Raw genomic sequence first — 26,738 nt, forward strand, 5'->3', positions numbered from 1 at the left:
AAACCGCGAAATGAAGGACGAAGAGAAGCTCCTCGACTACCTCAAGCGGGTGACAGCCGATCTTCACCAGACGCGTCGCCGGTTGAAGGAGGCCGAGGCCGCCGGGCACGAGCCCATCGCGATCGTCGGCATGGGCTGCCGTTTCCCCGGCGGCGCCGACTCCCCGGAGGGCCTGTGGGAGCTGCTGGCCGCCGGTGCCGACGCCGTCGGCGGCTTCCCGCTCGACCGCGGCTGGGACGTCGACAACCTCTACCACCCCGACCCCGGCCACCCCGGCACCTCCTACGCCCGTGAGGGCGGTTTCCTCCGGGACGTGGCGGCGTTCGACGCGGCGTTCTTCGGCATCTCGCCCCGCGAGGCGATCGCGATGGACCCGCAGCAGCGGTTGCTGCTGGAGACGTCGTGGGAGGCGCTGGAGCGGGCCGGCATCGACCCGCACGGCCTGCGCGAGTCGCGGACCGGCGTCTTCGTCGGCACCAACGGCCAGGACTACGTCTCGCTCGCCTCCACCGCCGAGGGAGTCGAGGGCTTCCTCGGCACGGGCAACGCGGCGAGCGTGGTGTCCGGGCGGCTGGCGTACACCTTCGGTCTTGAAGGCCCCGCCGTCACGGTCGACACGGCCTGCTCGGCGTCGCTCGTGGCCCTCCACCTGGCGGTCCAGTCGTTGCGCTCGGGCGAGTGCTCGCTGGCGCTCGCGGGCGGCGTGACCGTGATGTCGACTCCGGGCGCTTTCGTGGAGTTCTCCCGCCAGCGCGGCCTGGCCGCCGACGGCCGCTGCAAGGCGTTCGCCGCCGGAGCCGACGGCACCGGCTGGGGCGAGGGCGCCGGCATGCTGGTCGTCGAACGCCTCTCCGACGCCCTGCGCCACGGTCACCCCGTGCTGGCCGTCGTCCGGGGCTCGGCCGTCAACCAGGACGGCGCCTCCAACGGCCTCACCGCCCCCAACGGGCCGGCGCAGCAGCGGGTGATCCGCCAGGCACTCGACAACGCCCGCCTGACCCCCGCAGATGTGGACGCCGTCGAGGCCCACGGCACCGGCACCTCGCTCGGCGACCCCATCGAGGCCCAGGCCCTGCTCGCGACCTACGGTCAGGACCGCGAGGAGCCGCTCTGGCTCGGCTCGGTCAAGTCGAACCTCGGCCACACCCAGGCCGCCGCGGGCGTGGCCGGAGTGATCAAAATGGTCATGGCCCTCCGCCACGGCCTGCTCCCGCGCACCCTCCACGTCGACCAGCCCTCACCCCACGTCGACTGGTCGTCCGGCGCGGTCGAACTCCTCACCGAGCCCGTCCCGTGGCCCGCGGGCGACCGTCCCCGCCGAGCGGGCGTCTCCTCCTTCGGCTTCAGCGGCACCAACGCCCACACCATCCTCGAAGAGCCCCCGGCACAAGAACCGGCCGCGGTGGCAGAGGGCCGCGCCTGGCTCCTCACCGCCGCCACCGCAGAGGCCCTCAAACAGGGTGCTGTACGGCTTCGCGCCACCCTTCCCGCCACGAACCCCTCGTTCAGCCTGTCCCAGAAAACGCAGCTCCCGATCCGCGCGGCGGTGCTGGCAGGCGACGAGCCGGCCCTGACCGCGTTGGCCGAAGGCCGCCCCCACCCGGGAGTCGTGTCGGGCACCGCCCGCCCCGACGGCAAGCTGGCCTTCCTCTTCACCGGCCAGGGCTCACAGCGCGAGGGCATGGGCCAAGAGCTCTACGCGACCTTCCCCGCCTTCGCCGAAGCCTTCGACCAGGTCCGCAACGGCCTGGCGGACAACGGCGGCGCGGACGGTGGGCTCCTTGACGAGACCGGTGTTGCTCAGCCTGCGATCTTCGCGTTCGAGGTGGCGCTGTTCCGGTTGCTGGAGTCGTTCGGGGTGCGGCCCGATGTCGTGGCGGGGCACTCGATCGGGGAGATCGCCGCGGCGCACTGTGCCGGGATTCTCTCTCTGGACGACGCCTGTGCACTCGTGTCGGCCCGTGCCTCGTTGATGCAGGCGCTTCCGGGCGGTGGGGCGATGGTCGCCATTCAGGCCGCGCCGGGCGAAATTTCGGGAAGTGTCGACATCGCCGCCGTCAACGGGCCGAACGCGGTCGTCATCTCCGGGGCCGAGGCCGAGGTTCTGGCCGAGGCGGCGCGGTTCGAGAAGACCCGGCGGCTGAAGGTCTCGCACGCCTTCCACTCCCGCCTGATGGACCCGATGCTCGACGGCTTCCGGGCCGCCATCGCGGGCCTCACCTTCTCCGCCCCGTCCATCCCCTTCGCCACCGCCCACGACGGCGGAGTCACCTTCGACGCGGGCCGGGACGCCGGCTACTGGGTCGGCCACGTGCGCGACACGGTGCGGTTCGCCGACACAATGGCCGGGCTCTCGGATGTCACGACATTTCTGGAGATCGGCCCCGACGCGGTGCTCACCGCGATGGCCGCCGACCAGACCGAGGCCGTCGCCCTTCCCGCCCAGCGCGCCGACCGGGGCGAGCTGTCCTCCTTCGTCCTGGCCCTCGCCGGGCTGCACGTCAACGGCGTCGACTACGACTGGCGCACCGCCCTGGCGGGCGGGCCCGGCCCCCACGTCGACCTGCCCACCTACGCCTTCCAGCGCCGCCGCTTCTGGGCCGACCCCCCGGTCCGCCCGGAGAGTGTGACCACCTGGCGCTACCAGGTGAACTGGACCCCCCTCACCCTGAACGCCCAGGTCACCGGCCGCTGGCTCGTCATCGGCGGCCCCATCGACCGATCGGTGCCCACCGGCGAGACCCCCGAGACCGCCGGGACCTGGCTCGGTGAGGTCTTCACCGACGCGGTCCACCTGACCACCGTTCCCACCGTCGAGGAGCTGGCCGTGCTCGGCCCCTTCGACGGGGTCTTCTCCACGCTGGCCCTCGACACCGCGATCGAAGACGGCCACACCGCCGTCACGCGCGGTCTGGCCAGGACTCTCGCGCTCGTCCAGGCCGGAATCTCCGCGCCGTTGTGGGTCGCCACCCGTGGCGCCGTCTCCACCGGGACCGGCGACCCGCTGACCGACCCGGCCCAGGCCGAGATCTGGGGGCTCGGCCGCGCCGCCGCCCGCGAGCACCCGGACCGCTGGGGCGGCCTCGTCGACCTCCCGCCGATCCTCGACACCGCCGCCGTCGAGCACCTGCGCCGAGTGCTGGCCGGAACGACCACCGACGACGAACTGGCCATCCGCGACACCGGCATCCTCACCCGCCGACTGGCACGGGCCACGAACACCACCGCGACATCGCCGATGCCCGCCATATCGGAAATGTCGGGTGCGGCGAAGGGCTCCGCTCCCGCTTGGCGGCCTCACGGGACCGTGCTGGTCACCGGCGGAACCGGCGCTCTGGGGGCGCACGTCGCCCGGTGGCTGGCCGACAACGGCGCGGCCCGGATCGTCCTCGCCGGGCGACGGGGGATCGACGCCCCGGGCGCCGTCGAGCTCCAGGCCTCCCTGACCGGGGCCAGGGTCGACGTCGTCGCCTGTGACGTCGCCGACCGGGACGCCTTGGCCGCACTGCTCGCCGAGACCCCGGTCACCGCCGTCTTCCACGCCGCCGGTGTGCTCGACGACGGCGTGATCGACGGGCTGACCCCCGAGCGGCTCGACACCGTCCTCAAGGCCAAGGTCACCTCGGCCAGGAACCTGCACGACCTCGCCGGAGACGTCGACGCCTTCGTCCTGTTCTCCTCGCTGGCGGGCACGCTCGGCGGAGCCGGTCAGGCCTCCTACGCCGCCGCCAACGCACACCTCGACGCGCTGGCCCACCATCGCCACGACCTCGGGCTCCCGGCCACGTCCATCGCCTGGGGCCCCTGGGCCGACAAGGGCATGGCGGCCGACCCGTCGATCGGTGAGCGGCTGCGCCGGGGCGGGGTCGCCGCGCTCGACCCGGCCAAGGCCGTCAAGGCACTGGCCCAGGCCCTGGAGAACGGGGACACGAACGTCGCCGTCGCCGACATCGACTGGCCGGTGTTCGGGCGGGCGTTCACCGCCCCGGTGCTCGCCGACCTCGTCGACCACGGCGCGCCGCCGCGTACCGAAAAGGGCAACACCGTCCGCGACACCCTGCGCGACCTGCCCGCGAACCGGCACGCCGACTACCTGCTCGACCTGGTCGCCGGGCACGCGGCGGCCGTGCTGGGGCACGAGACGGCGCTGGAGGTGGCGGGGGAGCGGGCCTTCAAGGAGCTCGGGTTCACCTCGCTGTCGGCCGTCGAACTGCGCAACCTGCTGGGCGCGGCCACCGGCCTCCGCCTCCCGGCCACGATGATCTACGACCACCCGACCCCGGCCGCCCTCGCCGAGTTCCTCCACCGCGAACTGCTCGGCGACGACGGAACCGACGACACCGCGGTCGTCACCGCCGCCGACGACGAGCCGATCGCCATCGTCGGCATGGGCTGCCGGTTCCCCGGCGGCGTCGCCTCGCCCGAGGACCTGTGGCGGCTGCTCGCCGAAGGGGGCGACGCGGTCACCGAGATCCCCGCCGACCGGGGCTGGCACCTCGACCACGACGCCGGGTCCGACCGCGCGGGCACCTCGCACTCCCGTGAGGGCGCGTTCCTGACCGCCGCGGGCGACTTCGACGCCGAGTTCTTCGGCATCTCCCCGCGCGAGGCCCTCGCGATGGACCCGCAGCAGCGGCTCCTCCTGGAGACCTCGTGGGAGGCGCTCGAGCGGGCCGGCATCGATCCGTCGTCGCTGCGAGGATCGCGTACCGGAGTCTTCACCGGCACGAACGGGCAGGACTACGCGACGCTGCTGATGGGCGGCGGCGCCGACGGCGCGGAAGGCTATGTCGCGACCGGCACCACCGCCTCGGTCCTGTCGGGCCGGGTCTCCTACACCCTCGGGCTGGAGGGCCCGGCGGTCACCGTCGACACCGCGTGCTCGTCGTCGCTGGTCGCGCTGCACATGGCCGCCCAGGCGCTGCGCCAGGGCGAGTGCACGTTGGCCCTCGCGGGCGGGGCCACGATCATGTCGACGCCGGGGCTGTTCATCGAGTTCTCCCGCCAGCGCGGCCTGGCCCCCGACGGACGGTGCAAGGCGTTCGCCGCCGCCGCCGACGGCACCGGCTGGGGCGAGGGCGTCGGCGTGCTCGTCGTCGAACGGCTCTCCGACGCGCGGCGCAACGGCCACGAGATCCTCGCCGTGGTCCGGGGCTCGGCCGTCAACCAGGACGGCGCGTCCAACGGCCTGACCGCCCCCAACGGACCCTCCCAGCAGCGCGTCATCCGCCAGGCCCTCGCCTCGGCCGGGCTCGACCCCACCCAGGTCGACGCCGTCGAGGCGCACGGCACCGGCACCAAACTCGGCGACCCCATCGAGGCCCAGGCGCTCCTCGCCACCTACGGCAAGGGCCGCGAACGCCCGCTCCTGCTCGGCTCGGTCAAGTCGAACATCGGCCACACCCAGGCCGCCGCCGGAGTGGCCGGAGTGATCAAGATGGTCCAGGCCATCCGGTACGGCCTCCTCCCGCCCACCCTCCACGTCGACGCCCCCTCGCCCCACGTCGACTGGACCGCCGGATCGATCGACCTGCTCACCGAGGCCACCCCGTGGCCGGAGACCGGCGCCCCCCGCCGGGCGGGCATCTCGTCGTTCGGGATCTCCGGCACGAACGTCCACACGATCATCGAGCAGGCCCCGGCCGCCGAACCCGCCGACGATCGCGAGCCGGTGCCGGTCGTCGCCTGGCCGCTCTCGGGCCGCACCGAGGCCGCGCTCCGCGACCAGGCCCGCCGCCTGCGCGACCGGCTGGAGGTCTCCACCCTCGACCCCGCCGACGTGGGCCTTTCCCTTGTACGATCCCGCGCCGCCCTCCCGCACCGCGCGGTCGCCCTGGGACCCGACCCGAAGGCCTCCCTCGACGCCATCGCCGAAGGCCGCGGCCTGACCGGCGTGACCATGCCCGGCCGCACCGCGTTCCTGTTCACCGGCCAGGGCTCCCAGCACGCCGCGATGGGACGCGGCCTCTACGACGCCTACCCGGCGTTCGCCGAGGCCCACGACGACGTCGCCGACCGCCTGATCATCGGCTCCGACGTCGACGAGACCGGCACCACCCAGCCCGCCCTGTTCGCCTTCCAGGTCGCCCTGTTCCGCCTGCTGGAGTCGTGGGGCGTCACCCCCGACCACGTCGCCGGCCACTCGGTGGGCGAACTCGCCGCCGCCCACGTCGCGGGCGTGCTGTCCCTCGACGACGCCTGCGCCCTGGTCGGCGCGCGGGCCACCCTGATGCGGGAGCTCCCGCCCGGCGGCGCGATGATCGCCGTCCAGGCCACCGAGGACGAGGTCTCGTCGGGCCTCGACGTCGCCGCCGTGAACGGCCCCCGGTCGGTCGTCGTCTCCGGCGACGAGGACGCCGTCATCTTCGAGGCCGCGCGCTTCGCCGCGATGGGCCGCCGCACCCGCCGCCTGACGGTCTCGCACGCCTTCCACTCGGCCCACATGGACGCCATGCTGGCCGACTTCCACCGCGTCGCCGCCACCCTGACCTTCCACGAGCCGGTGATCCCGTTCGTCGCCCACGGCGACGTCACCACCCCCGCCTACTGGGTCGGCCATGTCCGCAACACCGTTCGGTTCGCCGACGGCATCCGCCGCCTGGAGGCCGAGGGCGTGACCCGGTTCGTCGAGGTCGGCCCCGACGCGGTGCTGACGGCGATGGGGCAGGAGACGTACACGGGAGAGGCCGCCTGGATCCCCGTCTGCCGCAAGGGCCGCCCCGAACCGGAGACCGCCGTCGAGGCGCTCGCCCGCCTGCACGTCGCGGGCGGCACCGTCGACTGGACGGCGTTGTTCACCGGCGCGACCCCCGTCGACCTGCCCACCTACGCCTTCCAGCGCACCCGCTACTGGCCCAGGCCCGCAGTCTGGGCCGGGGACGCCGCCGGACTCGGCCAGACCCCCGCAGGGCACCCGCTGCTCGGCGCCGCCGTCACCCTCGCCGAGGGCGGCGTGGTGCTGACCGGCCGCCTGTCCCCGCAGACCCAGCCGTGGCTGTCCGGCCACCGCGTGATGGGCCGCGTCATCCTGCCCGGTACGGCCTTCGTCGAGATGGCCATCAGGGCCGGTGACCAGGTCGGCTGCGGAGTGGTCGAAGACCTCACCCTGGCCGCGCCGCTGCCCCTGCCCGACCAGGGCGGCGTGCGCGTGCAGGTCACCGTGGGCGTCCCCGACGATTCGGGCCGCCGGTCGGTGACCGTCCACTCCCGCGACGAGACCGCCCCCGACGACACCCCCTGGACCCGGCACGCCGCCGGAACCCTGGCCGTGACCGCCCCGAGCGGTCCCGGCACCCTGACGACCTGGCCGCCCGCCGGGGCCGAGCCGGTCGACGTCACCGGCCTCTACCCGGGCCTGGTCGCCCTCGGCTTCGACTACGGCCCCGCCTTCCAGGGCATCACCGCCGCCTGGCGCCTCGACGAGGCCGTCTACCTCGACGTGGCGCTCCCGGACGACGACCACGCCGACGCCGCCCGCTTCGGCCTCCACCCGGCCCTGCTCGACGGCGCCCTGCACGGGGCGTTCCTCCAGCGCCTCGGTGACGGCGAAGGCTGTCTGCCCTTCTCGTGGACCGACGTCGCCCTGCACGCCTCGGGCGCCACCCGCCTGCGGGCCCGCCTCACCCAGACCGGCCCCGACACGGTGTCGCTGCTGGTCACCGACCCGGCGGGGGCGCCGGTGGCGTCGATCGGCGCGCTGGTGGTCCGCCCCGCCGAACGCGCCACGGCTCCTTCGACGGTCGCCGACTCGCTGTTCCGGGTCGAGTGGACGCAGGTCGCCCTCCCCGACACCATCGCCGACGACGTCACCATCGCCGACCTCGCCCCCGGCACGGTCGCCGAGGTCACCGAGACGGCCCTGACGCTCATCCAGGACTGGCTGGCCAACGACGAACCCGGCCGCCTGGCCTTCGTCACCCGCAACGCGCTGCCCGGCGACGTCGCGCTGAACGCGGCGTGGGGCCTGGTGAAGTCGGCCCAGTCGGAGAACCCGGGCCGTTTCGTCCTCGCCGACACCGACGGCACCCCGCTCGACCACGCCCTCACCCTCGACGAGCCTCAGCTCATGCTGCGCGACGGCCGGGCCTTCGCCCCCCGCCTGATGCGCAACTCCGGCGGCCTCGTGCCGCCTGACGTCCCGTGGCGCCTGCACATCGAGACCAAGGGCACCCTCGACGGCCTCACCCTCGCGCCGATCGAGCGCGCCGCGCTCCAGCCGCACGAGGTGCGGGTCGGTGTGCGCGCCGCGGGCCTGAACTTCCGCGACGTGCTCAACGCGCTGGGCATGTACCCCGGCCCGGCCGGGCTGCTCGGCGGCGAGGCGGCCGGCGTGGTCCTGGAGGTGGGCGCCGACGCGCCGTTCGCGCCGGGGGACCGGGTGTTCGGCATGGCGGCGGGTGGCTTCGGCCCTGAGGTCGTGACCGACCACCACCTGCTCGCGAAGATGCCCGACGACTGGTCGTTCGAGGTGGCGGCGTCCATCCCGATCGTCTTCCTCACCGCCCTGTACGCCTTCACCGACCTGGGCGACCTGAAGCGCGGCGAGAAGGTCCTGATCCACGCGGCGGCGGGCGGGGTCGGCATGGCCGCCGTCCAGGTCGCGCGTCATCTGGGCGCCGAGATCTACGGCACCGCCTCGGAATCGAAGCAGCACGTCCTCGAAGGCCTGGCCGGAGTCGCCAGTTCCCGCACCCTCGACTTCGCCAACGAGTTCCCCCAGGTCGACGTGGTCCTGAACGCCCTGGCGGGCGAGTTCGTCGATGCTTCGATGGGCCTGCTCAACGAGGGTGGCCGCTTCCTGGAAATGGGCAAAACCGACATCCGCTCGGGGGAGGGCTACCGTGCCTTCGACCTCTCGGAGGCCGGGCCCGAGCGCATCGGCGAGCTCCTCGCCGAGCTGGGAAGCCTCTTCGAATCGGGCGCCCTGACACCACTGCCGATCCGGACCTGGGACGTCCGCCGGGCCCCGGAAGCCTTCCGCTTCGTCAGCCAGGCCAAGCACATCGGCAAGGTCGTCCTCATGGTCCCCGCACCGGTGGACAAGACCGGCACCATCCTCCTCACCGGCGGCTCCGGCGCCCTCGCCACGGTGTTGGCCGGCCACCTGCTGGCCCAAGGCCACACCGACCTGCTGCTCGTCAGCCGCTCAGGCCGGGCCGACCTGGCAGGCATCGCCCAGACCTGGGCCAAGTACGACGAAACCGTTCAGGCCGTCGGTCAGGTCGCCGGATGTGTCCGTACCGCCGCGTGTGACGTCTCCGATCGTGAGGCTCTGGCGGATCTACTCGCGGGTGAGACGCTCGCCGGGGTCGTCCACGCCGCCGGGGTGCTCGACGACGGGGTCATCGAGTCGCTGACACCCGAGCGGCTGGCCAAGGTGCTGGAGCCCAAGGTTCAGGCCGCGGTCAACCTGCACGAGCTGGCCGGTGACGTCGCCATGTTCGTGCTGTTCTCCTCGGCCGCCGCCACGTTCGGTGCCGCCGGGCAGGGCAACTACTCCGCCGCCAACACCGCGCTCGACGCCCTCGCCGCCCACCGCCGATCGCTGGGACTCCCCGCCCACTCGCTGGCCTGGGGCCTCTGGGCCGGTGGCGGGATGGGCGGTCTGCTCGACGACTCGGAGAAGGGGCGCATCTCGCGGGGCGGCATGTCGGCCCTGGCCATCGCCGACGGGCTCGCGCTGTTCGACCTGGCCCTGCGCGCCGACGAGGCGCTCCAGCTGCCGATGCATCTCGACCTGCGCGCCATGCAGGGCGGCCCGGTCCATCCGCTGCTGCGCTCACTCGTGCGGGGTCCCGCCCGTGCGGTCGCCTCGGCCGCCGACGCGACCTCCTCCCTGGCGCGCACGCTCGCCGGGCTCGCCCCCGCCGACCGCGAAAAGGCTTTGACCGATCTTGTACGCGGCCAGGCGGCCATCGTGCTGGGACACGCCTCGGCGGAGGCCGTACCGGGCGGAAAGGCCTTCAAGGAGCTCGGGTTCGACTCGCTCACCAGTGTCGAGCTGCGCAACCGGCTCAACGCGGCGATGGGGGAGCGGCTGCCCGCCACCCTCGTCTTCGACTACCCGACCCCCGTCGCCCTCGCCGCCCACCTGGGCGAACGACTACTGGGCGGCGAAGCGGCGCAGGCCGGACCGGTCGCGGTCGCCTCGACCGACGAGCCGATCGCCATCGTCGCCATGAGCTGCCGATTCCCCGGCGACGTCAGATCGCCCGAGGACCTGTGGGCCCTCGTCGCGGAGGAGCGCGACGGCATCACCGGCTTCCCGGTCAACCGCGGCTGGGACCTGACGACCGAAGGCGCGTACATCAGGCTCGGCGGTTTCGTGCACGACGCCGACGCCTTCGACGCCCCCTTCTTCGGCATCAGCCCGCGCGAGGCCCTGGCGATGGACCCGCAGCAGCGGCTCCTGCTGGAGACCTCGTGGGAGGCGTTCGAACGGGCCGGAATCGAGCCCGCCACGCTGAAGGGCAGCCAGACGGGCGTCTTCGTCGGCGCCGCCTCCGCCGGATACGGCACCGGCGCCGACCCCTCGGAAGGCCTCGACGGCCACCTGCTGACCGGCGGCGCCACCAGCGTCGTGTCCGGCCGCGTGGCCTACACGTTCGGTCTGGAGGGCCCGGCGGTCACCGTCGACACGGCGTGCTCGTCGTCGCTGGTCGCGCTGCACATGGCGGTGCAGTCGCTCCGGTCGGGCGAGTGCACGCTGGCGCTGGCGGGCGGCATCACCGTCATGGCCACCCCGAGCATGTTCGCCGAGTTCTCCAAGCAGCAGGGTCTCGCCGCCGACGGCCGCTGCAAGCCCTTCGCGGCCGCCGCCGACGGCACCGGCTGGGCCGAGGGCGTCGGCCTCCTCCTCGTCGAGCGCCTCTCCGACGCCCGCCGCAACGGCCACGAGATCCTGGCCGTCGTTCGCGGCACCGCCGTCAACCAGGACGGCGCCTCCAACGGCCTCACCGCCCCCAACGGCCCATCGCAGCAGCGGGTCATCCGCCAGGCCCTCGCCAACGCCGGCCTGACCCCCGCCGACGTGGACGCCGTCGAGGCCCACGGCACCGGCACCCGCCTGGGCGACCCGATCGAGGCCCAGGCCCTCATCGCCACCTATGGCCAGGACCGCACCGAGCCCGTCCGCCTCGGCTCCATCAAGTCGAACCTCGGCCACACGCAGGCGGCGGCGGGCGTGGCGGGCCTGATCAAGATGGTCATGGCGATGCGCCACGGGGTGCTGCCCCGCAGCCTCGGCATCGACACCCCTACCCCTCACGTCGACTGGACCGAGGGCGCCGTCGAACTCCTCACCGCCGCCGCCCCGTGGCCGGAGACCGGCCGCCCCCGCCGCTCGGCGGTGTCCTCCTTCGGCATCAGCGGCACCAACGTCCACACGATCATCGAAGCCGGAGAACCGGCCGCCCAGCCCGACGGCATCACCCTCCCGGTCGTGCCGTGGATCCTGTCGGCCCACGACGAACCCGCCCTGCTCGACCAGGCCCGCCGCCTCCGCACCGCCATCGCCGACACGGACCGGCCACTCACAGTCGGCCGCGACACGACGATCGAGCGGACCTCTTCGGGCGCCGGGGTCGCAGACCCGAATGTCGCGGAGCCGGATCTGGCTGATGTGGGGCGCACGCTTGCGGTTGGGAGGGCCGCACTGGAGCATCGGGCCGCTGTTTCCGGAGCCACTCGCGAGGCTCTGGTGGCCGGGCTCGACGCGCTGATCGAGGGCCGGTCCGCCTCTCAGGTCGCCCGGCCCGATGGGCGCACCGCGTTCCTGTTCACCGGGCAGGGTGCGCAGCGGGCGGGGATGGGGCGGGAGCTCTACGACGCCTACCCCGTCTTCGCCGAGGCCTTCGACGCGGTCTGTGCCCAGCTCGACGCGAGCACCCGCCTGGACGTGGCCGACGCCATGGCGAGCGGTGAGCGGCTGGACGAGACCGAGGTCACGCAGCCCGCGTTGTTCGCCTTCGAGGTCGCTCTCTACCGGCTCGTCGAGTCGTGGGGCGTGCGAGCCGACTTCCTGGCGGGGCATTCCGTCGGGGAGATCGCGGCCGCGCATGTGGCCGGGGTGCTCTCGCTGGAGGACGCCTGCACGCTGGTGGCTGCGAGGGGTGCGCTGATGCAGGCGCTTCCGGCCGGTGGGGCGATGGTGGCGGTCCAGGCCGCACATGACGAAATTTCGCCTGACGTGGACATCGCCGCCATCAACGGGCCGCAGTCGGTGGTCATCTCCGGGTCCGAGGACATCGTGGAGGCCGAGGCCGCGCGGTTCACCGCGATGGGCCGCAAGGTCAAGCGCCTCACGGTCTCCCACGCGTTCCACTCCCGCCTGATGGACCCGATGCTGGCGGAATTCCGCCGGGTCGTCGAAGGGCTCACGTACAGCCAGCCGCACATCCCGATCGTCTCCGGCCAGCTCGCCGACGTGACCGAGCCCGGTTACTGGGTGCGGCACGTCCGGGACGCCGTCAGGTTCGCCGAAGGCGTCGCCTGGCTGGAGGCCGAGGGGGTCATCCGGTTCGTCGAGATCGGGCCCGAGGCGGTGCTGACCGCGATGGGGCAGGAGTGCGTCCAGGGCGACCACACGTGGGTGCCGCTGGTCCGCAAGGGGCAGGAGGCCAAGGCGCTCGTCGACGGGATCGCCCGGCTGCACGTCTCGGGCGCCCACGTCGACTGGGCCACCTTCTTCGCCGGGGCCCGGCACGCCGATCTGCCGACCTACGCGTTCCAGCGCCGGTCGTACTGGCCGAAGCAGGCGGTCTGGATCGGCGACCCCTCGGGCTTCGGCCAGACCCCGGCCGGACACCCCCTGCTCCAGGCCGCCATGCCGCTGGCCGAAGGCGGCCAGGTCGTCCTGACCGGACGGCTCTCGCCCCAGACCCAGCCGTGGCTGACCGACCACGTCGTCGGCGGACAGGTGCTGCTGCCCGGCACGGCCTTCGCCGAGCTCGCCGTCAGGGCCGGTGACCAGGCCGGTTGCGGCACCGTAGAGGAACTGACCATCGAGGCGCCATTGGTCGTCGACGGCGCGGCCCACCTCCAGGTCGTCGTGGGCGAACCCGGCGACGAGGGGCGCCGGACGATCACCGTCCACTCCCGCGCGGAGAACGCCCCCGCCGACCGCCCCTGGACCCGCCACGCGACCGGCACCCTGATCCCCGGCACGTCCACCGGCGAGCGCCTCGACGTCTGGCCCCCCGCCGGCGCCGAGCCGATCGACGTCAGCGGCTTCTACGACGACCTGCCCGGTTTCGCCTACGGCCCCGCGTTCCAGGGGGTCCGGGCCGCCTGGCGGAACGGCGCCGACGTCTACCTGGAGATCGCCACCCCGGCCACCGACACCGCCTCCTACGGCCTGCACCCGGCGCTCCTCGACGCGGCCCTGCACGGCACCTTCCTCGCCGAAGGCGTGACCGGCGGCCTGCCGTTCACCTGGAGCGACGTCACCCTGCACGCCTCCGGCGCCACCTCGCTGAGGGTCAGGCTGACCCCGCGCGGCGCCGACGCGATCACCCTGGCGGTCGCCGACCCCACCGGCGAACCCGTCGCCACCGTCGGCTCGCTGCTGCTGCGCCCGATGGCCGCGCCCCGGGCGGCGACCTCCTCCGACGCGCTGTTCCAGGTCGACTGGACCCCGCTCGACCTGCCCGACGCCGACCTCCCCGCCGACGTGACGATCACCGAGATCGCCCCCGGCACCCCCGAGGACGTCGCCCGCCGCACGCTGGAGATCCTCCAGACCTGGGACGCCCCCGGCCGCCTGGCCTTCGTCACCCGCAACGCCCTCCCCGGCGACGTCGCGCTGAGCGCCGCGTGGGGCCTGGTGAAGTCGGCCCAGTCGGAGAACCCGGGCCGCTACGTCCTGGTCGACACCGACGGCAGCCCCTACGCCGCCGCCCTGGCCACCGACGAACCCCAGCTCATGATCAGGAACGGCGTGGCGTCCGTCCCCCGCCTGGCCCGCGCCGACCTGGGCCTCCCCGTCCCGGGCGAGGTCTGGCGCCTCGACACCCCCGCCAAGGGCACTCTCGACGCCCTCACCCTCACGCCCTATGAGGCCGCCGACCTCCTCCCCACCGAGGTCAGAGTGGGTGTACGAGCTGCGGGTCTCAACTTCCGCGACGTGCTCAACGCACTGGGGATGTACCCGGGCGAGGCCGGACTCCTGGGCGGCGAAGTCGCCGGCGTGGTCCTGGAAGCAGGCGAAGACACCCCGTTCGCTCCAGGAGACCGCGTGTTCGGCATGGCCGAAGGCGGCTTCGGCCCTCAGGTCGTGACCGACGGCCGTCTTCTGGCGAAGATGCCCGAAGGCTGGTCGTTCGAGGTGGCGGCCTCGATCCCGATCGTCTTCCTCACCGCCCTGTACGCCTTCACCGACCTCGCCGCCTTGAAGCGCGGCGAGAAGGTCCTGATCCACGCCGCGGCGGGCGGTGTCGGCATGGCGGCGGTGCAGATCGCGAAGCACCTGGGCGCCGAGATCTACGGCACCGCGTCGGAGTCCAAGCAGCACGTCCTCGAAGGCCTGGCGGGAGTCGCGAGCTCCCGCACCCTCGACTTCGCCACCGAGTTCCCCCAGGTGGACGTGGTCCTGAACGCCCTGGCGGGCGAGTTCGTCGACGCCTCGATGGGCCTGCTGAACAAGGGTGGCCGCTTCCTGGAAATGGGCAAGACCGACATCCGCTCGGGGGAGGGCTACCGAGCCTTCGACCTCTCCGAGGCGGGCCCCGACCGCATCCGCGACCTCCTCGCCGACCTGGGAAGGCTCTTCGAGTCAGGCGCCCTCACCCCCTTGCCGGTGAAAACCTGGGATGTCCGCCGGGCCCCCGACGCCTTCCGCTTCGTCTCCCAGGCCAAGCACATCGGCAAGGTCGTCCTCACGGTCCCCGCCCCGATCGACAAGGCTGGCACGGTTCTGATCACCGGCGGCTCCGGCGCCCTCGCCACCGTCCTCGCAGGCCACCTCCTCGCCCAAGGCCACACCGACCTGCTGTTGGTCAGCCGCTCAGGCCGAGCCGACCTGGAAGGCATCGCCCAAAGCGCCACCGCCTTCAACCCGGCCCGAGAGGACGCCGCCCAGAGCGGCCAGGGTGCCGAAATGGTCGCCGCGTTCGTCCGTACCGCTGCCTGTGATGTCTCCGACCATGAGGCTCTGGCCGAGCTGCTCGCGGGGGAGAGGCTCGCCGGGGTCGTGCACGCCGCCGGGGTGCTCGATGACGCGACCATCGGGTCGCTCACGCCCGAGCGGCTCGTGAAGGTCATGCGGCCCAAGGTCCAGGCCGCGCTCAACCTGCATGAGCTCGCGGGGGACGTCGAGATGTTCGTCCTGTTCTCCTCCGCAGCCGCCACGTTCGGGGCCGCGGGGCAGGGCAACTACGCCGCCGCCAACACCGCGCTCGACGCCCTCGCCGCGCACCGCCACTCCCTGGGGCTCAGGGCGACCTCGCTCGCCTGGGGTCTGTGGGCCGGCGGCGGCATGGGCGGCACGCTCGGCGACGCCGAAACCGGCCGCCTCAGCCGGGGCGGGATGAACGCCCTGTCCCACGACGAGGGCATGGTCCTGTTCGACCTGGCCGTCAACGCCCCCCGCCCGCTCCTGGTCCCCATGCGACTGGAGATCGCCGACGCCGGGGGGCCGGTGCCTCATCTGCTCCGGTCGCTGGTCCGCACCCGGCGGTCGGCCGCGCAGTCCGCTCCCGAGCGGGGGCCCTCGCTGGCGCAGCGGCTCGCGGGGCTGTCCGTACACGAGCGGGAGCAGGTGCTCGTCGACCTGGTCTGCGGGCAGGCGGCGGCCGTCCTGGGATACGACAAGGTTCCGCCGCACCGGGCGTTCAAGGAGCTCGGGTTCGACTCGCTGACCAGCGTCGAGCTGCGCAACCGGCTCAACGTCGCCACGGGCCTGCGGTTGCCGGCCTCGATGGTGTTCGACCACCCGACCCCCGAGACGCTCGCCGCCCATCTGCTCACCGAGATCGCTCCCGCCGAGATGGCGGGGGCGGAACCGGTGCTCAGGGAGCTCGACCGGCTCGACTCGCTCGTCTCCGCCCTCGGGGGTGACGACCAGGCGGCCGTCCTGGCGCGGCTCCAGGCGTTGCTGTCCCGGCACGGCACCACGGCCGCCACGGCCTCGATGTCCGGCCTCGAGTCGGCCACCGACGACGAGGTCTTCGACCTTCTCGGCAAAGAGTTCGGAATCTCCTGATGTTGATCGCGCGCCCAAGAGGTGAGACCCCGTGACTGACGACAAGCTGCGATATTTCCTGAAGCGCGTGACCGCGGAGCTGCACGAGACCCGCGAGCGCCTGCGCAAGTTCGAGGCCGGTGAGCACGAGCCCATCGCGCTGGTCGGGATGGGCTGCCGGTTCCCGGGAGGCGTCCGGTCGCCCGAGGACCTGTGGGAGCTGGTACGCGACGGCCGGGACGGCGTGGTCTCGGTGCCGCGTGACCGTGGCTGGGGCGACTCCGTCATGGAGGGCGGGTTCCTCGACGAGGCGGCCTCCTTCGACGCGGGGTTCTTCGGCATCGCCCCCCGTGAGGCGCTGGCGATGGACCCGCAGCAACGGCTGCTCCTGGAGACCTCCTGGGAGACCTTCGAGCGGGCGGGCATCGACCCCGGCACGCTGAAGGGCAGCAGGACCGGTGTCTTCGTGGGCGCGTCGTCGTCGGGCTACACCTCGGTGCTGCAGTTCGTGGAGGGCGTCGACGGGCATGTCCTCACCGGCACCACCACGAGCGTGGCGTCGGGGCGGATCGCGTACACGCTCGGTTTCGAAGGGCCCGCCGTCACGGTCGACACGGCGTGTTCCTCGTCGCTGGTGGCGCTCCACCTGGCCTGCCAGGCGATCCGCAACGACGAGTGCACGATGGCGCTCGCGGGCGGCGTCGCGGTGATGGCGACGCCGGGCATGTTCAGCGAGTTCGGGCGGCAGCAGGGTCTCGCCGGGAACGGCCGGTGCAAGTCGTTCGCGGCCTCCGCCGACGGCACCGGCTGGGCCGAGGGCGTCGGCATGCTGCTCGTCGAGCGGCTCTCCGACGCCATCGCGAACGGGCACCAGGTGCTCGCGGTGATCCGCGGCTCGGCCGTGAACCAGGACGGCGCCTCCAACGGCCTGACCGCCCCCAACGGCCCCTCCCAGCAGCGGGTCATTCGCCAGGCGCTCGCGTCGGCCGGGCTCGCCCCCGCCGAGGTCGACGCCGTCGAGGCGCACGGCACCGGCACCGTCATCGGCGACCCGATCGAGGCCCAGGCCCTCATCGCGACCTACGGCCAGGACCGGCCCGAGCCGCTCTGGCTCGGCTCGATCAAGTCGAACATCGGCCACGCCCAGGCCGCCGCCGGCGTCGGCGGCGTCATCAAGATGGTCATGGCGATGCGCCACGGGACCCTCCCGAAGACCCTGCACGTCGACGAGCCCTCCCCGCACGTCGACTGGGCCGCCGGGAACGTCGAGCTGATCACCGAGACCCGCCCCTGGCCCGAGACGGGCCACCCGAAGCGCGCGGCGGTCTCGTCGTTCGGCATCAGCGGCACGAACGTCCACACGATCATCGAAGAGGCCCCCGAACCGGCCGAGACGACGGCTCCGACGCGGCCCGACTTCCTGCCGTGGCTGCTCTCCGGGCGCACGCCCGAGGCCGTCCGGGCGCAGGCCGCGCGGTTGCGCGAGCACCTCGACCGGCACCCCGAGCTGGACCCCCTCGACGTCGCCTTCTCACTAGCCACCACCCGCGCCGCCCTCGACCACCGCGCGGTGTTCGCCGCGCCCGGTGGCGAGCGCCCGCTGCGGATGCTGGACGCGCTGGCCGGAGGGCCGGACGAGCGGGGGCTCGTCCACGACGCGATGAGGGTCCGGGCCAAGGCCGCGTTCCTGTTCACCGGGCAGGGCGCACAGCGGCCGGGCATGGGCCGGGAACTGCACGCCGCGTTCCCGGCCTTCGCCCACGCCTTCGACGAGGTCTGCGCCGCCCTGGAGCCGAAGCTCGGGCTGCCGCTGCGCTCCCTGGTCTTCGAGGGCGCCGACCTCGACCGGACCGTCCTGGCGCAGAGCGCGCTGTTCGTCTTCGAGATCGCGCTGTTCCGGCTGGTCGAGTCGTGGGGCGTGACCCCGTCGTACCTGATCGGGCACTCCGTCGGTGAGCTCGCCGCCGCCCACTGCGCGGGCGTGCTCACTCTCGACGACGCCTGTACGCTGCTCGCCGCCCGCGCCACCCTCATGCAGGCCCTGCCGGAAGGCGGCGCGATGGTCGCCGTCCAGGCCGCGCCGGGCGAGGTCACCGGGAACATCGCCGCCGTCAACGGGCCCCGCTCGGTCGTCGTCTCCGGCGACGAGGCCACCGTCCTCGCCGAGGCCGCCCGCTTCGGGAAGACCAAGCGCCTTGCCGTCTCGCACGCCTTCCACTCGGCTCTTATGGACCCGATGCTGGCGGAGTTCGGCGCGGTCGCCGCCGGGTTGACGTACACGACCCCGAAGATCCCGATCGTCTCCACGGTCACCGGCTCCGTGACCCCCGAGATCGCCGAACCCGGCTACTGGGTCCGGCAGGTCCGCGAGGCGGTGCTGTTCGCCGACGGGATCGCCGCCGCCGACCGCGCCGGGGTCACCGCCTACCTGGAGCTGGGCCCCGACGGGGTGCTGTCGGCGATGGCGCAGGACTGCGCCGGGGACGACCCCGTGTTCGCCCCCGCGACGCGCCGCAACCGCTCGGAGCCCGAGGCGCTGATGGAGGCGCTGGCCCGGCTGCACGCCCGGGGCGTCGCCGTCGACTGGGCCGCCGTCTTCGCCCCGACCGGCGCCCGCCGCGTCGACCTGCCGACCTACGCCTTCCAGACCGACCACTACTGGCCCGCCCCCGCGACCTGGGCCGGCGACCCCGCCGGGCTCGGGCTCGCCCCGGCCGCCCACCCGCTGCTGGGCGCGGCCGTCTCGGCCGCCGGGGCCGACGGGCTGCTGCTCACCGGACGCCTGTCACTGGCGACCCACCCGTGGCTGGCCGACCACGCCGTCATGGACACCGTGCTGCTGCCCGGCACCGCCTTCGTCGAGCTCGCCCTGAAGGCCGCCGAGCAGGTCGGCTGCGACCGCGTCGAGGACCTCACGCTGGAGGCGCCGCTGGTGCTGCCGGAGGAGGGCGGCGTTCAGATCCAGGTCTGGGTGGCCCCGGCCGGTGACGCCGGACGCCCGTTCACGGTGCACTCGCGGACCGGTGACGACGAGTGGACCCGGCACGCCGAAGGGGTGCTGACCAGCGCTTCCGTGGCGATCGAGCCGTCGCCCGCGTGGCCGCCCGCCGACGCGACCGCGATCCCGGTCGAGGACTTCTACCCCGCCCTGGCCGCCTCCGGGTTCGGCTACGGCCCCGCCTTCCAGGGCCTGCGCGCCGCCTGGCGGCTCGGCCCCGAGGTGTACGCCGAGGTCGCCCTGGAAGAGGCCGACCCGGCGTTCGCGATCCACCCCGCCCTGCTCGACGCCGCCCTCCACGGCCTCTCGCTGCGCGACGGCGCGGGCGAGCCGCTGCTGCCGTTCGCCTGGCGCGGGGTGAGCCTGCTCGCCCCGGGTGCCTCGGTGCTGCGGGTGCGGCTGACGCCCACGGGCGAGACCTCGGTGGCCGTGAAAGCCTGGGACGAGGAGGGCGCCCCGGTCCTCGGCGTCGACTCGCTGGCGATGCGTCCCCACGTCGCGGCCCCGGCCGCGCAGGACTCGCTGTTCCGGATCGACTGGGCGGCCGTGCCCGCCCGCGAGACCCCGTCTGGGACGACCGTCGTCGTCGGCGAGACCGACTTCGGGCTCGCCGGGCCCTCGATCGCCTGGTACACCGACCCGGTCGCCCTGGAGGACGCCGTCGGTGCCGGGGCCGAGGTGCCCGCGACCGTGCTGTTCCCCTGCCACGTCGACCCCGAGCTCGCTGAGGACGACGTCGCGTTCGCCGTCCGGCTCGCGGTGCAGGGCGTGCTGGCGATGATCCGCTCGTGGTTCGGCGACCCCCGGTTCGCGGACTCGCGGCTGGTGTTCGTCACCCGTCGCGCGGTCGCCGTGGGGGAGGAGGGGGTCGAGGATCTCGTCCAGGCTCCCGTGTGGGGTCTGGTGCGCTCGGCGCAGTCGGAGCACCCGGGCGTCTTCACGCTGCTCGACATCGATGGGCCCGGCCACGTCCTGGAGGCCGTCGGCACCGGCGAACCGCAGGTCGCCGTCCGCGACGGCAAGGTGCTGGCCCCGAGGCTGGCCCGCGCCACGACGGGCGGCCCGGTTCCGGCGCTCGACCCCGACGGGCTCGTCGTCGTTACCGGCGCCACCGGTTCGCTCGGCCGCCTGATCACCCGCCACCTCGTCACCGAGCACGGCGCCCGCGACCTGCTGCTGCTCAGCCGCAGCGGCGGCTCCGTCGACGTCGACGGGGTCACCTATGAGGCCGTGGCCTGTGACGTCGCCGACCGCGACGCCCTAGAGGCGGCCATCGGCGGACGCCGGGTCGGAACCGTGGTGCACGCCGCCGGTGTGCTCGACGACGGCGTGGTCGAGGGGCTCACCCCCGACCAGGTCGACGGCGTGCTCCGGCCCAAGGTCGACGCCGCCCTCCACCTGCACGAACTCGCCCCCGACGCGGGCCTGTTCGTGATGTTCTCCTCCGCCTCCTCGATCTTCGGCGGCCCCGGCCAGGCCAACTACGCCGCCGCCAACGCCTTCCTCGACGCGCTCGCCGCCCACCGCCGCGCCTCAGGTCTCCACGCGCAGTCGCTCGCGTTCGGCCTGTGGGCCGAGAGCGGCATGTCGGGCCGCATGGAGGAGGCCGACCTACGCCGCCTCTCCGACGCCGGGCTCGCGCCGCTCACCCACGACGACGGCCTGCGCCTGTTCGACCAGTCCCGCGCCGCCGGTGACGCGCTGCTCGTGCCGGTCCACCTCGACACCGCGCTGATCCGGTCGCGCGCCGCCGAGCACGGCGTCGCGCCGATCTTCCGAGGTCTGGTACGCGTCCCCGCCCGCCGCACCCAGATCTCCGCCGCCGGGGCCTCGCTCGCCCGTCGACTGGCGAGCCTGCCGGAGGCGGAGCGGGACCGGGAACTGCTGACGCTGGTCCGTACACAAGCGGCTCTGGTGCTCGGCCACAGCGGGACCGACGCGATCGACGGCGGGAAGCAGTTCACCGAGCTGGGCTTCGACTCCCTGATGGCGGTCGAGTTCCGCAACCGCCTCGGCGCGGCCGTCGGCACCCGGCTGCCCGCCACGCTGATCTTCGACTTCCCGACCCCGGCCGCGCTCGCCGGGCACCTGCGCGGCCTGCTGCTCGCGATCCCCGTCGAGACCGTCGCGGCCGAGACGGCCGTCGCGGCCGACGAGCCGATCGCGATCGTCGGCATGGGCTGCCGCTATCCCGGCGGGGTGCGCTCGCCCGAGGACCTGTGGCGGCTCGTCTCGACCGGCGGCGACGGCGTCTCCGGCTTCCCGACCGACCGGGGCTGGGACCTGGCCGGAATGTTCAGCGACGACCCCGAGCGGCCCGGCGCGACCTACGTCCGCGAGGGCGGGTTCCTGCACGACGCCGCCGACTTCGACGCCGCCTTCTTCGGCATCTCGCCGCGCGAGGCCCTGGCGATGGACCCGCAGCAGCGGCTGCTGCTGGAGACGTCGTGGGAGGCGTTCGAGAACGCCGGCCTCGACCCGGCGACGCTCAAGGGTTCGCGGACCGGGGTCTTCGCCGGGGTCATGTACTACGACTACGCCTCCCGGCTGCCCGCGATCCCGAGCGGCGTCGAGGGGTATCTGGGGACCGGCAACTCGGGCAGCGTCATCTCGGGCCGCCTCTCCTACGTCTTCGGGCTGGAGGGCCCGGCGGTCACGGTCGACACCGCCTGCTCGTCGTCGCTGGTGGCGCTGCACTGGGCGATCCAGTCGCTGCGGCGCGGCGAGTGCACGATGGCCCTCGCGGGTGGCGTGACCGTCATGTCCACTCCGGGGACCTTCGTCGACTTCAGCCGCCAGCGCGGGCTCGCCACCGACGGCCGCTGCAAGGCGTTCTCCGCCGCCGCCGACGGGACCGGCTGGGCCGAGGGCGCGGGCGTGCTCGTCGTCGAGCGCCTCTCCGACGCGGTGCGGAACGGGCACCGGGTCCTCGCGGTGGTTCGCGGTTCGGCGGTGAACCAGGACGGCGCCTCCAACGGCCTGACCGCCCCGAACGGTCCTTCGCAGCAGCGGGTCATCCGGCAGGCGCTCGCGGCGGCCGGGCTCACCACCACCGATGTGGACGTGGTCGAGGGGCACGGCACCGGGACCCCGCTGGGCGACCCGATCGAGGCCCAGGCCCTCCTCGCCACCTACGGCCAGGAGCGGGAGACGCCGCTGCTGCTCGGCTCGATCAAGTCGAACATCGGGCACACCCAGGCGGCCGCGGGCGTGGCGGGCATCATCAAGATGATCATGGCCATGCGCCACGAGACCCTCCCCAAGACCCTCCACGTGGACGAGCCCTCACCCCACGTCGACTGGTCGTCGGGCGAGGTCGAACTCCTCACCGACCAGGTCGCCTGGCCCTCGGTGGACCGGCCCAAGCGGGCGGGTATCTCGTCGTTCGGCATCAGCGGCACCAACGCCCACGTGATCCTGGAGGAGCCCCCGGCCGCACCGGTCGGAATCCGGCGGCCGTTCGATCCGGAACGGGGAACGGCTGTTTCGCCCGGTTCCTCGGCACCTGGTTCCGGCGCGCACGCCCGGGCGGCATCCGGCGCCGCTGCCACCGCGACACCTTCCGGGCTTTCATCGCCTTTGCCGTGGTTGCTGTCGGCGAGGTCCCCTGAGGCTCTGCGCGCTCAAGCCGCCCGGCTGGCCGATCATCTTGTTACCCATGACGTCGACTCGCGGGACGTCGCCTACTCCCTGGCCACCACCCGCGCCCCCCTGGAGTACCGCGCCGCCGTGACCGGACCCGAAGGGCTGGCCGCGCTCGCCGCAGGTGACCCCGGCGTCATCACCGGTGTCATCACCGGCGTCGCCAAGCCGGGCGAGGTCGCCGTGCTGTTCTCCGGCCAGGGCGCCCAGCGCGCCGGTATGGGCCGGGAACTGGCCGCCGAGTTCCCCCTGTTCCGCGAGGTCTACGACGGCATCGTCGCCCGCTTCGACGGGCTCGCCGACGCCATCGCCACCGGTGAGGGGCTCGACCAGACCAGGTACACCCAGGCCGCCCTCTTCGCCTACGAGGTCGCCCTCTACCGGCTCGCCGAGTCGCTCGGCCTGCGGCCCGGTCACCTCGCCGGGCACTCGATCGGTGAGATCGCCGCCGCCCACATCGCGGGCGTCTTCTCGCTCGACGACGCCTGCACCCTGGTCAGGGCACGGGGCGAGCTCATGCAGGCCCTCCCGGCGAGCGGTGCGATGATCGCCGTCCAAGCCACCGAGGACGAGGTGCTCGCCGCCCTCACCGGCGAGGCGAAGGTCGCGGTCGCCGCCGTCAACGGGCCCGGCTCCCTGGTGATCTCGGGCCCCGACGACGACGTCACCGAACTGGCCGCCTGGTTCGCCGACCAGGGCCGCCGCACCCACCGGCTCGCCGTCAGCCACGCCTTCCACTCGCCGCTGATGTCCCCGATGCTCGACGACTTCCGCGCGGTCGCCGCCGGGCTCACGTACAGCAGCCCGGAAATCCCCGTCGTCTCCAACGTCACCGGCACGATCGCGACCGACCTCACGTCGCCCGACTACTGGGTGCGGCACGTGCGGCAGGCGGTCAGGTTCGCCGACGGGGTGAACACGCTGCTCGACGCGGGCGTGGGCACGTTCGTCGAGGTCGGGCCCGACGCGACGCTGACCGCGATGGCCGCGCAGTGCGCCGGCCGGCCCGCCGCGTTCGTCGCGCTCAGCCGGGCCGGGCGCGACGAGCCCGCCGCCCTGCTGGCCGGGCTGGCCGAACTGCATGTCGGCGGTACGACCGTCGACTGGGCCGCCATCGCCTCGGGAGACCGGGTCGACCTGCCGACCTACGCGTTCCAGCGGGAGCGCTACTGGATGGAGGCGCCCCCGGCCCCGCCGGGCGACGTCACCTCCGCCGGGCTCGCCGGTGCCGGGCACCCGCTGCTCGGGGCGGCCGTGCCGCTGGCCGACAGCGAAGGGGTGCTGTTCACCGGCCGCCTGTCGACGGCGACGCATCCGTGGCTGGCCGACCACGCCGTCATGGACACCGTGCTGCTACCCGGGTCGGCCTTCCTCGAACTGGCCCTGCACGCCGGTGAGCGGACCGGCTGCCCGGTGGTCGACGAGCTCACCCTCGAAGCGCCGCTGGTACTGCCCGAAGGCGTGTCTGTGCAGCTCCAGCTGGTGGTCGGGGCGCCGGACGGGAGCGGAAGGCGTACCGTCACCCTGCACTCGCGACCCGACGCCGACGACCAGCCCTGGACCCGCCACGCCGACGGCCTGCTCAGCCCCCTGAACCGTGCGGGGGAGGCCCTCACCGCCTGGCCGCCGCCTGGTGCGAGCGAGGCCGACTCCGAGGACCTCTACGACCGGCTCGCCGAGGCCGGGTTCTCCTACGGCCCGCTCTTCCAGGGCCTGAAGGCGGCCTGGCGCGACGGCGACGTCCTCTACGCCGAGGTCGCCCTGCCCGACCCCGCCCACGCCGCCGGATTCGCGCTGCACCCGGCCCTCCTCGACTCCGCCCTGCACACCGCCTTCCTCGGCTCGGGCTCCCGCGAGCACGGCCTGCCCTTCGCCTGGACCGGCGTCGCCCTCCACTCCACGGGCGCCACCCGTCTTCGGGTACGCCTCACGCCCGGCGACACCGGCACGACCGTCGACCTCGCCTCGGCCGACACCGGAGCCCCCGTCGCCACCGTCACGTCCCTGGTGACCAGGGCCGTCTCCCGTGAGCAGCTCGCCGTCGCCGGGACCGCCCGGCACGAGTCGCTCTTCCAGATCGACTGGGTCCCGGTCCCCGCCCCCGGCGTCACCGGCCCGGTGCGCTGGGCGCTGCTCGGCGAGGCCGCCCTCGACCTCGGCCCGGACGTCGTGGTCGACCGCCACGCGGACCTGCTCGCCCTCGACGAGTCGACCACCCCGGTGCCCCCGGTCGTGGTGGCCCACTGCAGCCTCGACAACGGCGACCTCGCCGAGATCGTCGAAGACGACGTGGCCCTCGGCGCCCGCGTCGCCACCCAGGGCACCCTGACCCTCCTCCAGTCGTGGCTCTCCGACCCCCGCTACACCGAGTCGACCCTGGTCCTGATGACCACGGGCGCCGTGGCCCCGACCCCCGACGAGGCGGTCACCGACCTGGCGTTCGCCGCGGTCTGGGGCCTGGTGCGCTCGGCCCAGTCGGAGCACCCCGGCCGGATCGTGCTGGTGGACGCCTTCGACGCGACGGCCCTGGCCGCCGCGATCTCCTCGGGCGAACCGCAGGTGGCCGTACGCGAAGGAAAGGTCCTCGCCCCGCGACTGGCCCGCGTCGCCACCGGCGGCGAACGGCCGATCGAACTGCGCGGCCCGGTGCTGGTCACCGGCGCGACCGGCGCGCTGGGCGGCGCCATCGCCCGCCACCTGGTCACCGAACACGGCGTCACCGACCTGGTCCTGACCAGCCGCCGGGGCCCCGGCCCCGACCTGGTCGACTCGCTCACCACACTCGGCGCCACCGTCACCGGCGCGGCCTGCGACGTCGCCGACCGCGACGCCGTCGAGGCGCTGCTGGCCACCACCGAGGTGGGCACGGTCGTCCACGCGGCCGGGGTCGTCGACGACGGCGTGCTCTTCTCCCTCACCCCCGAACGGCTGGAGAACGTGCTGCGGCCCAAGATCGACGCCGCCTGGAACCTGCACGAGCTGCTGCCCGAGGTGCCGCTGGTCCTCTTCTCCTCGGTCGCCGGCGTCTTCGGCGCCCCCGGCCAGGGCAACTACGCCGCCGCCAACACCTTCCTCGACGCCCTCGCCGGTCACCGCCGGTCCCACGGCACCCCGGCGCTCTCCCTGGCGTGGGGCCTGTGGGAGGAGCACGGCGCCGACGCGGACGTCCGGCGGATGGGTCGCGGTGGCGTCCTGCCGCTGTCGATCGAGGAGGGCCTGGCCCTGCTCGACGACGCCCTGTCCGCCGACGCGGGCCCGGTCCTGTCGCCCATGCGGCTCGACACGGCCGCGCTCAGGTCGGCGGCGACGGTCCCCCCGCTGCTGCGCGGCCTGGTCAAACCCCGCGTCCGCCGAGACGCCGAGGCCGTGGTCGACCTGTCCCGCCGCCTGGCCGGACTGCCCGCCGCCGAACGCGATGCCGCGATCCTGGAGACGCTGCGCCTCCAGGTCGCCGGGGTGCTCGGCCACGCGACCGCGGGCGCGGTCGACGAGGACCGGTCGTTCCGCGAACTCGGCTTCGACTCGCTGATGGCCGTCGAGTTGCGCAACCGCCTCGGCGCGGTGACCGGCTCGCACCTCCCCGCGACCCTCGTCTTCGACTACCCGACCCCCGGCGCGCTCGCGGCGCACCTGCGCGACCTGCTGGTCCCGCAGGAGGGCCCGCCCCCGGTGCCGCTCCTGGAGGAGCTCGACCGGCTCGAATCGGCCCTCTCCACGCTCTCGGCCGGCGCGCTCACCGAGATCGCCCCCGACGAGGACGACCGCAGACGCATCACCCAGCGCCTCAAGGCCGTCCTGTCCCGATGGGACGACGTCCAGGGCTCCCTCGTCGGCGTCGCGGCCTCCCTGGAGTCCGCCAGCGACGACGAGATCTTCGACTTCATCGACCGACGGTTCGGCAAGGCCTGATCGCGGACCCAC

At 73.8% G+C, this 26,738-nt stretch carries 2 protein-coding genes; both read left to right on the forward strand.

The window, feature by feature from the left end; genetic code table 11:
* Positions 1 to 10: 10 nt before the first annotated feature.
* Positions 11 to 16,198 carry an SDR family NAD(P)-dependent oxidoreductase gene (locus ACYQ78_RS06010; RefSeq protein WP_459799661.1) on the forward strand — a complete coding sequence of 5,396 codons (16,188 nt, stop codon included), beginning with the start codon at positions 11 to 13 and terminating at the stop codon, positions 16,196 to 16,198.
* A gap of 31 nt (positions 16,199 to 16,229) precedes the next feature.
* Complete coding sequence (locus tag ACYQ78_RS06015) at positions 16,230 to 26,726, forward strand: SDR family NAD(P)-dependent oxidoreductase (protein WP_459799662.1); 10,497 nt, start codon at positions 16,230 to 16,232, stop codon at positions 26,724 to 26,726.
* Positions 26,727 to 26,738 lie beyond the last annotated feature (12 nt).

This window comes from Herbidospora sp. RD11066 (assembly GCF_054661255.1).

What these genes read in the sequence shown, in the direction of transcription:
- ACYQ78_RS06010 (WP_459799661.1), top strand. Translation starts at nt 11, where the DNA reads ATGAAGGACGAAGAGAAGCTCCTCGACTACCTCAAGCGGGTGACAGCC.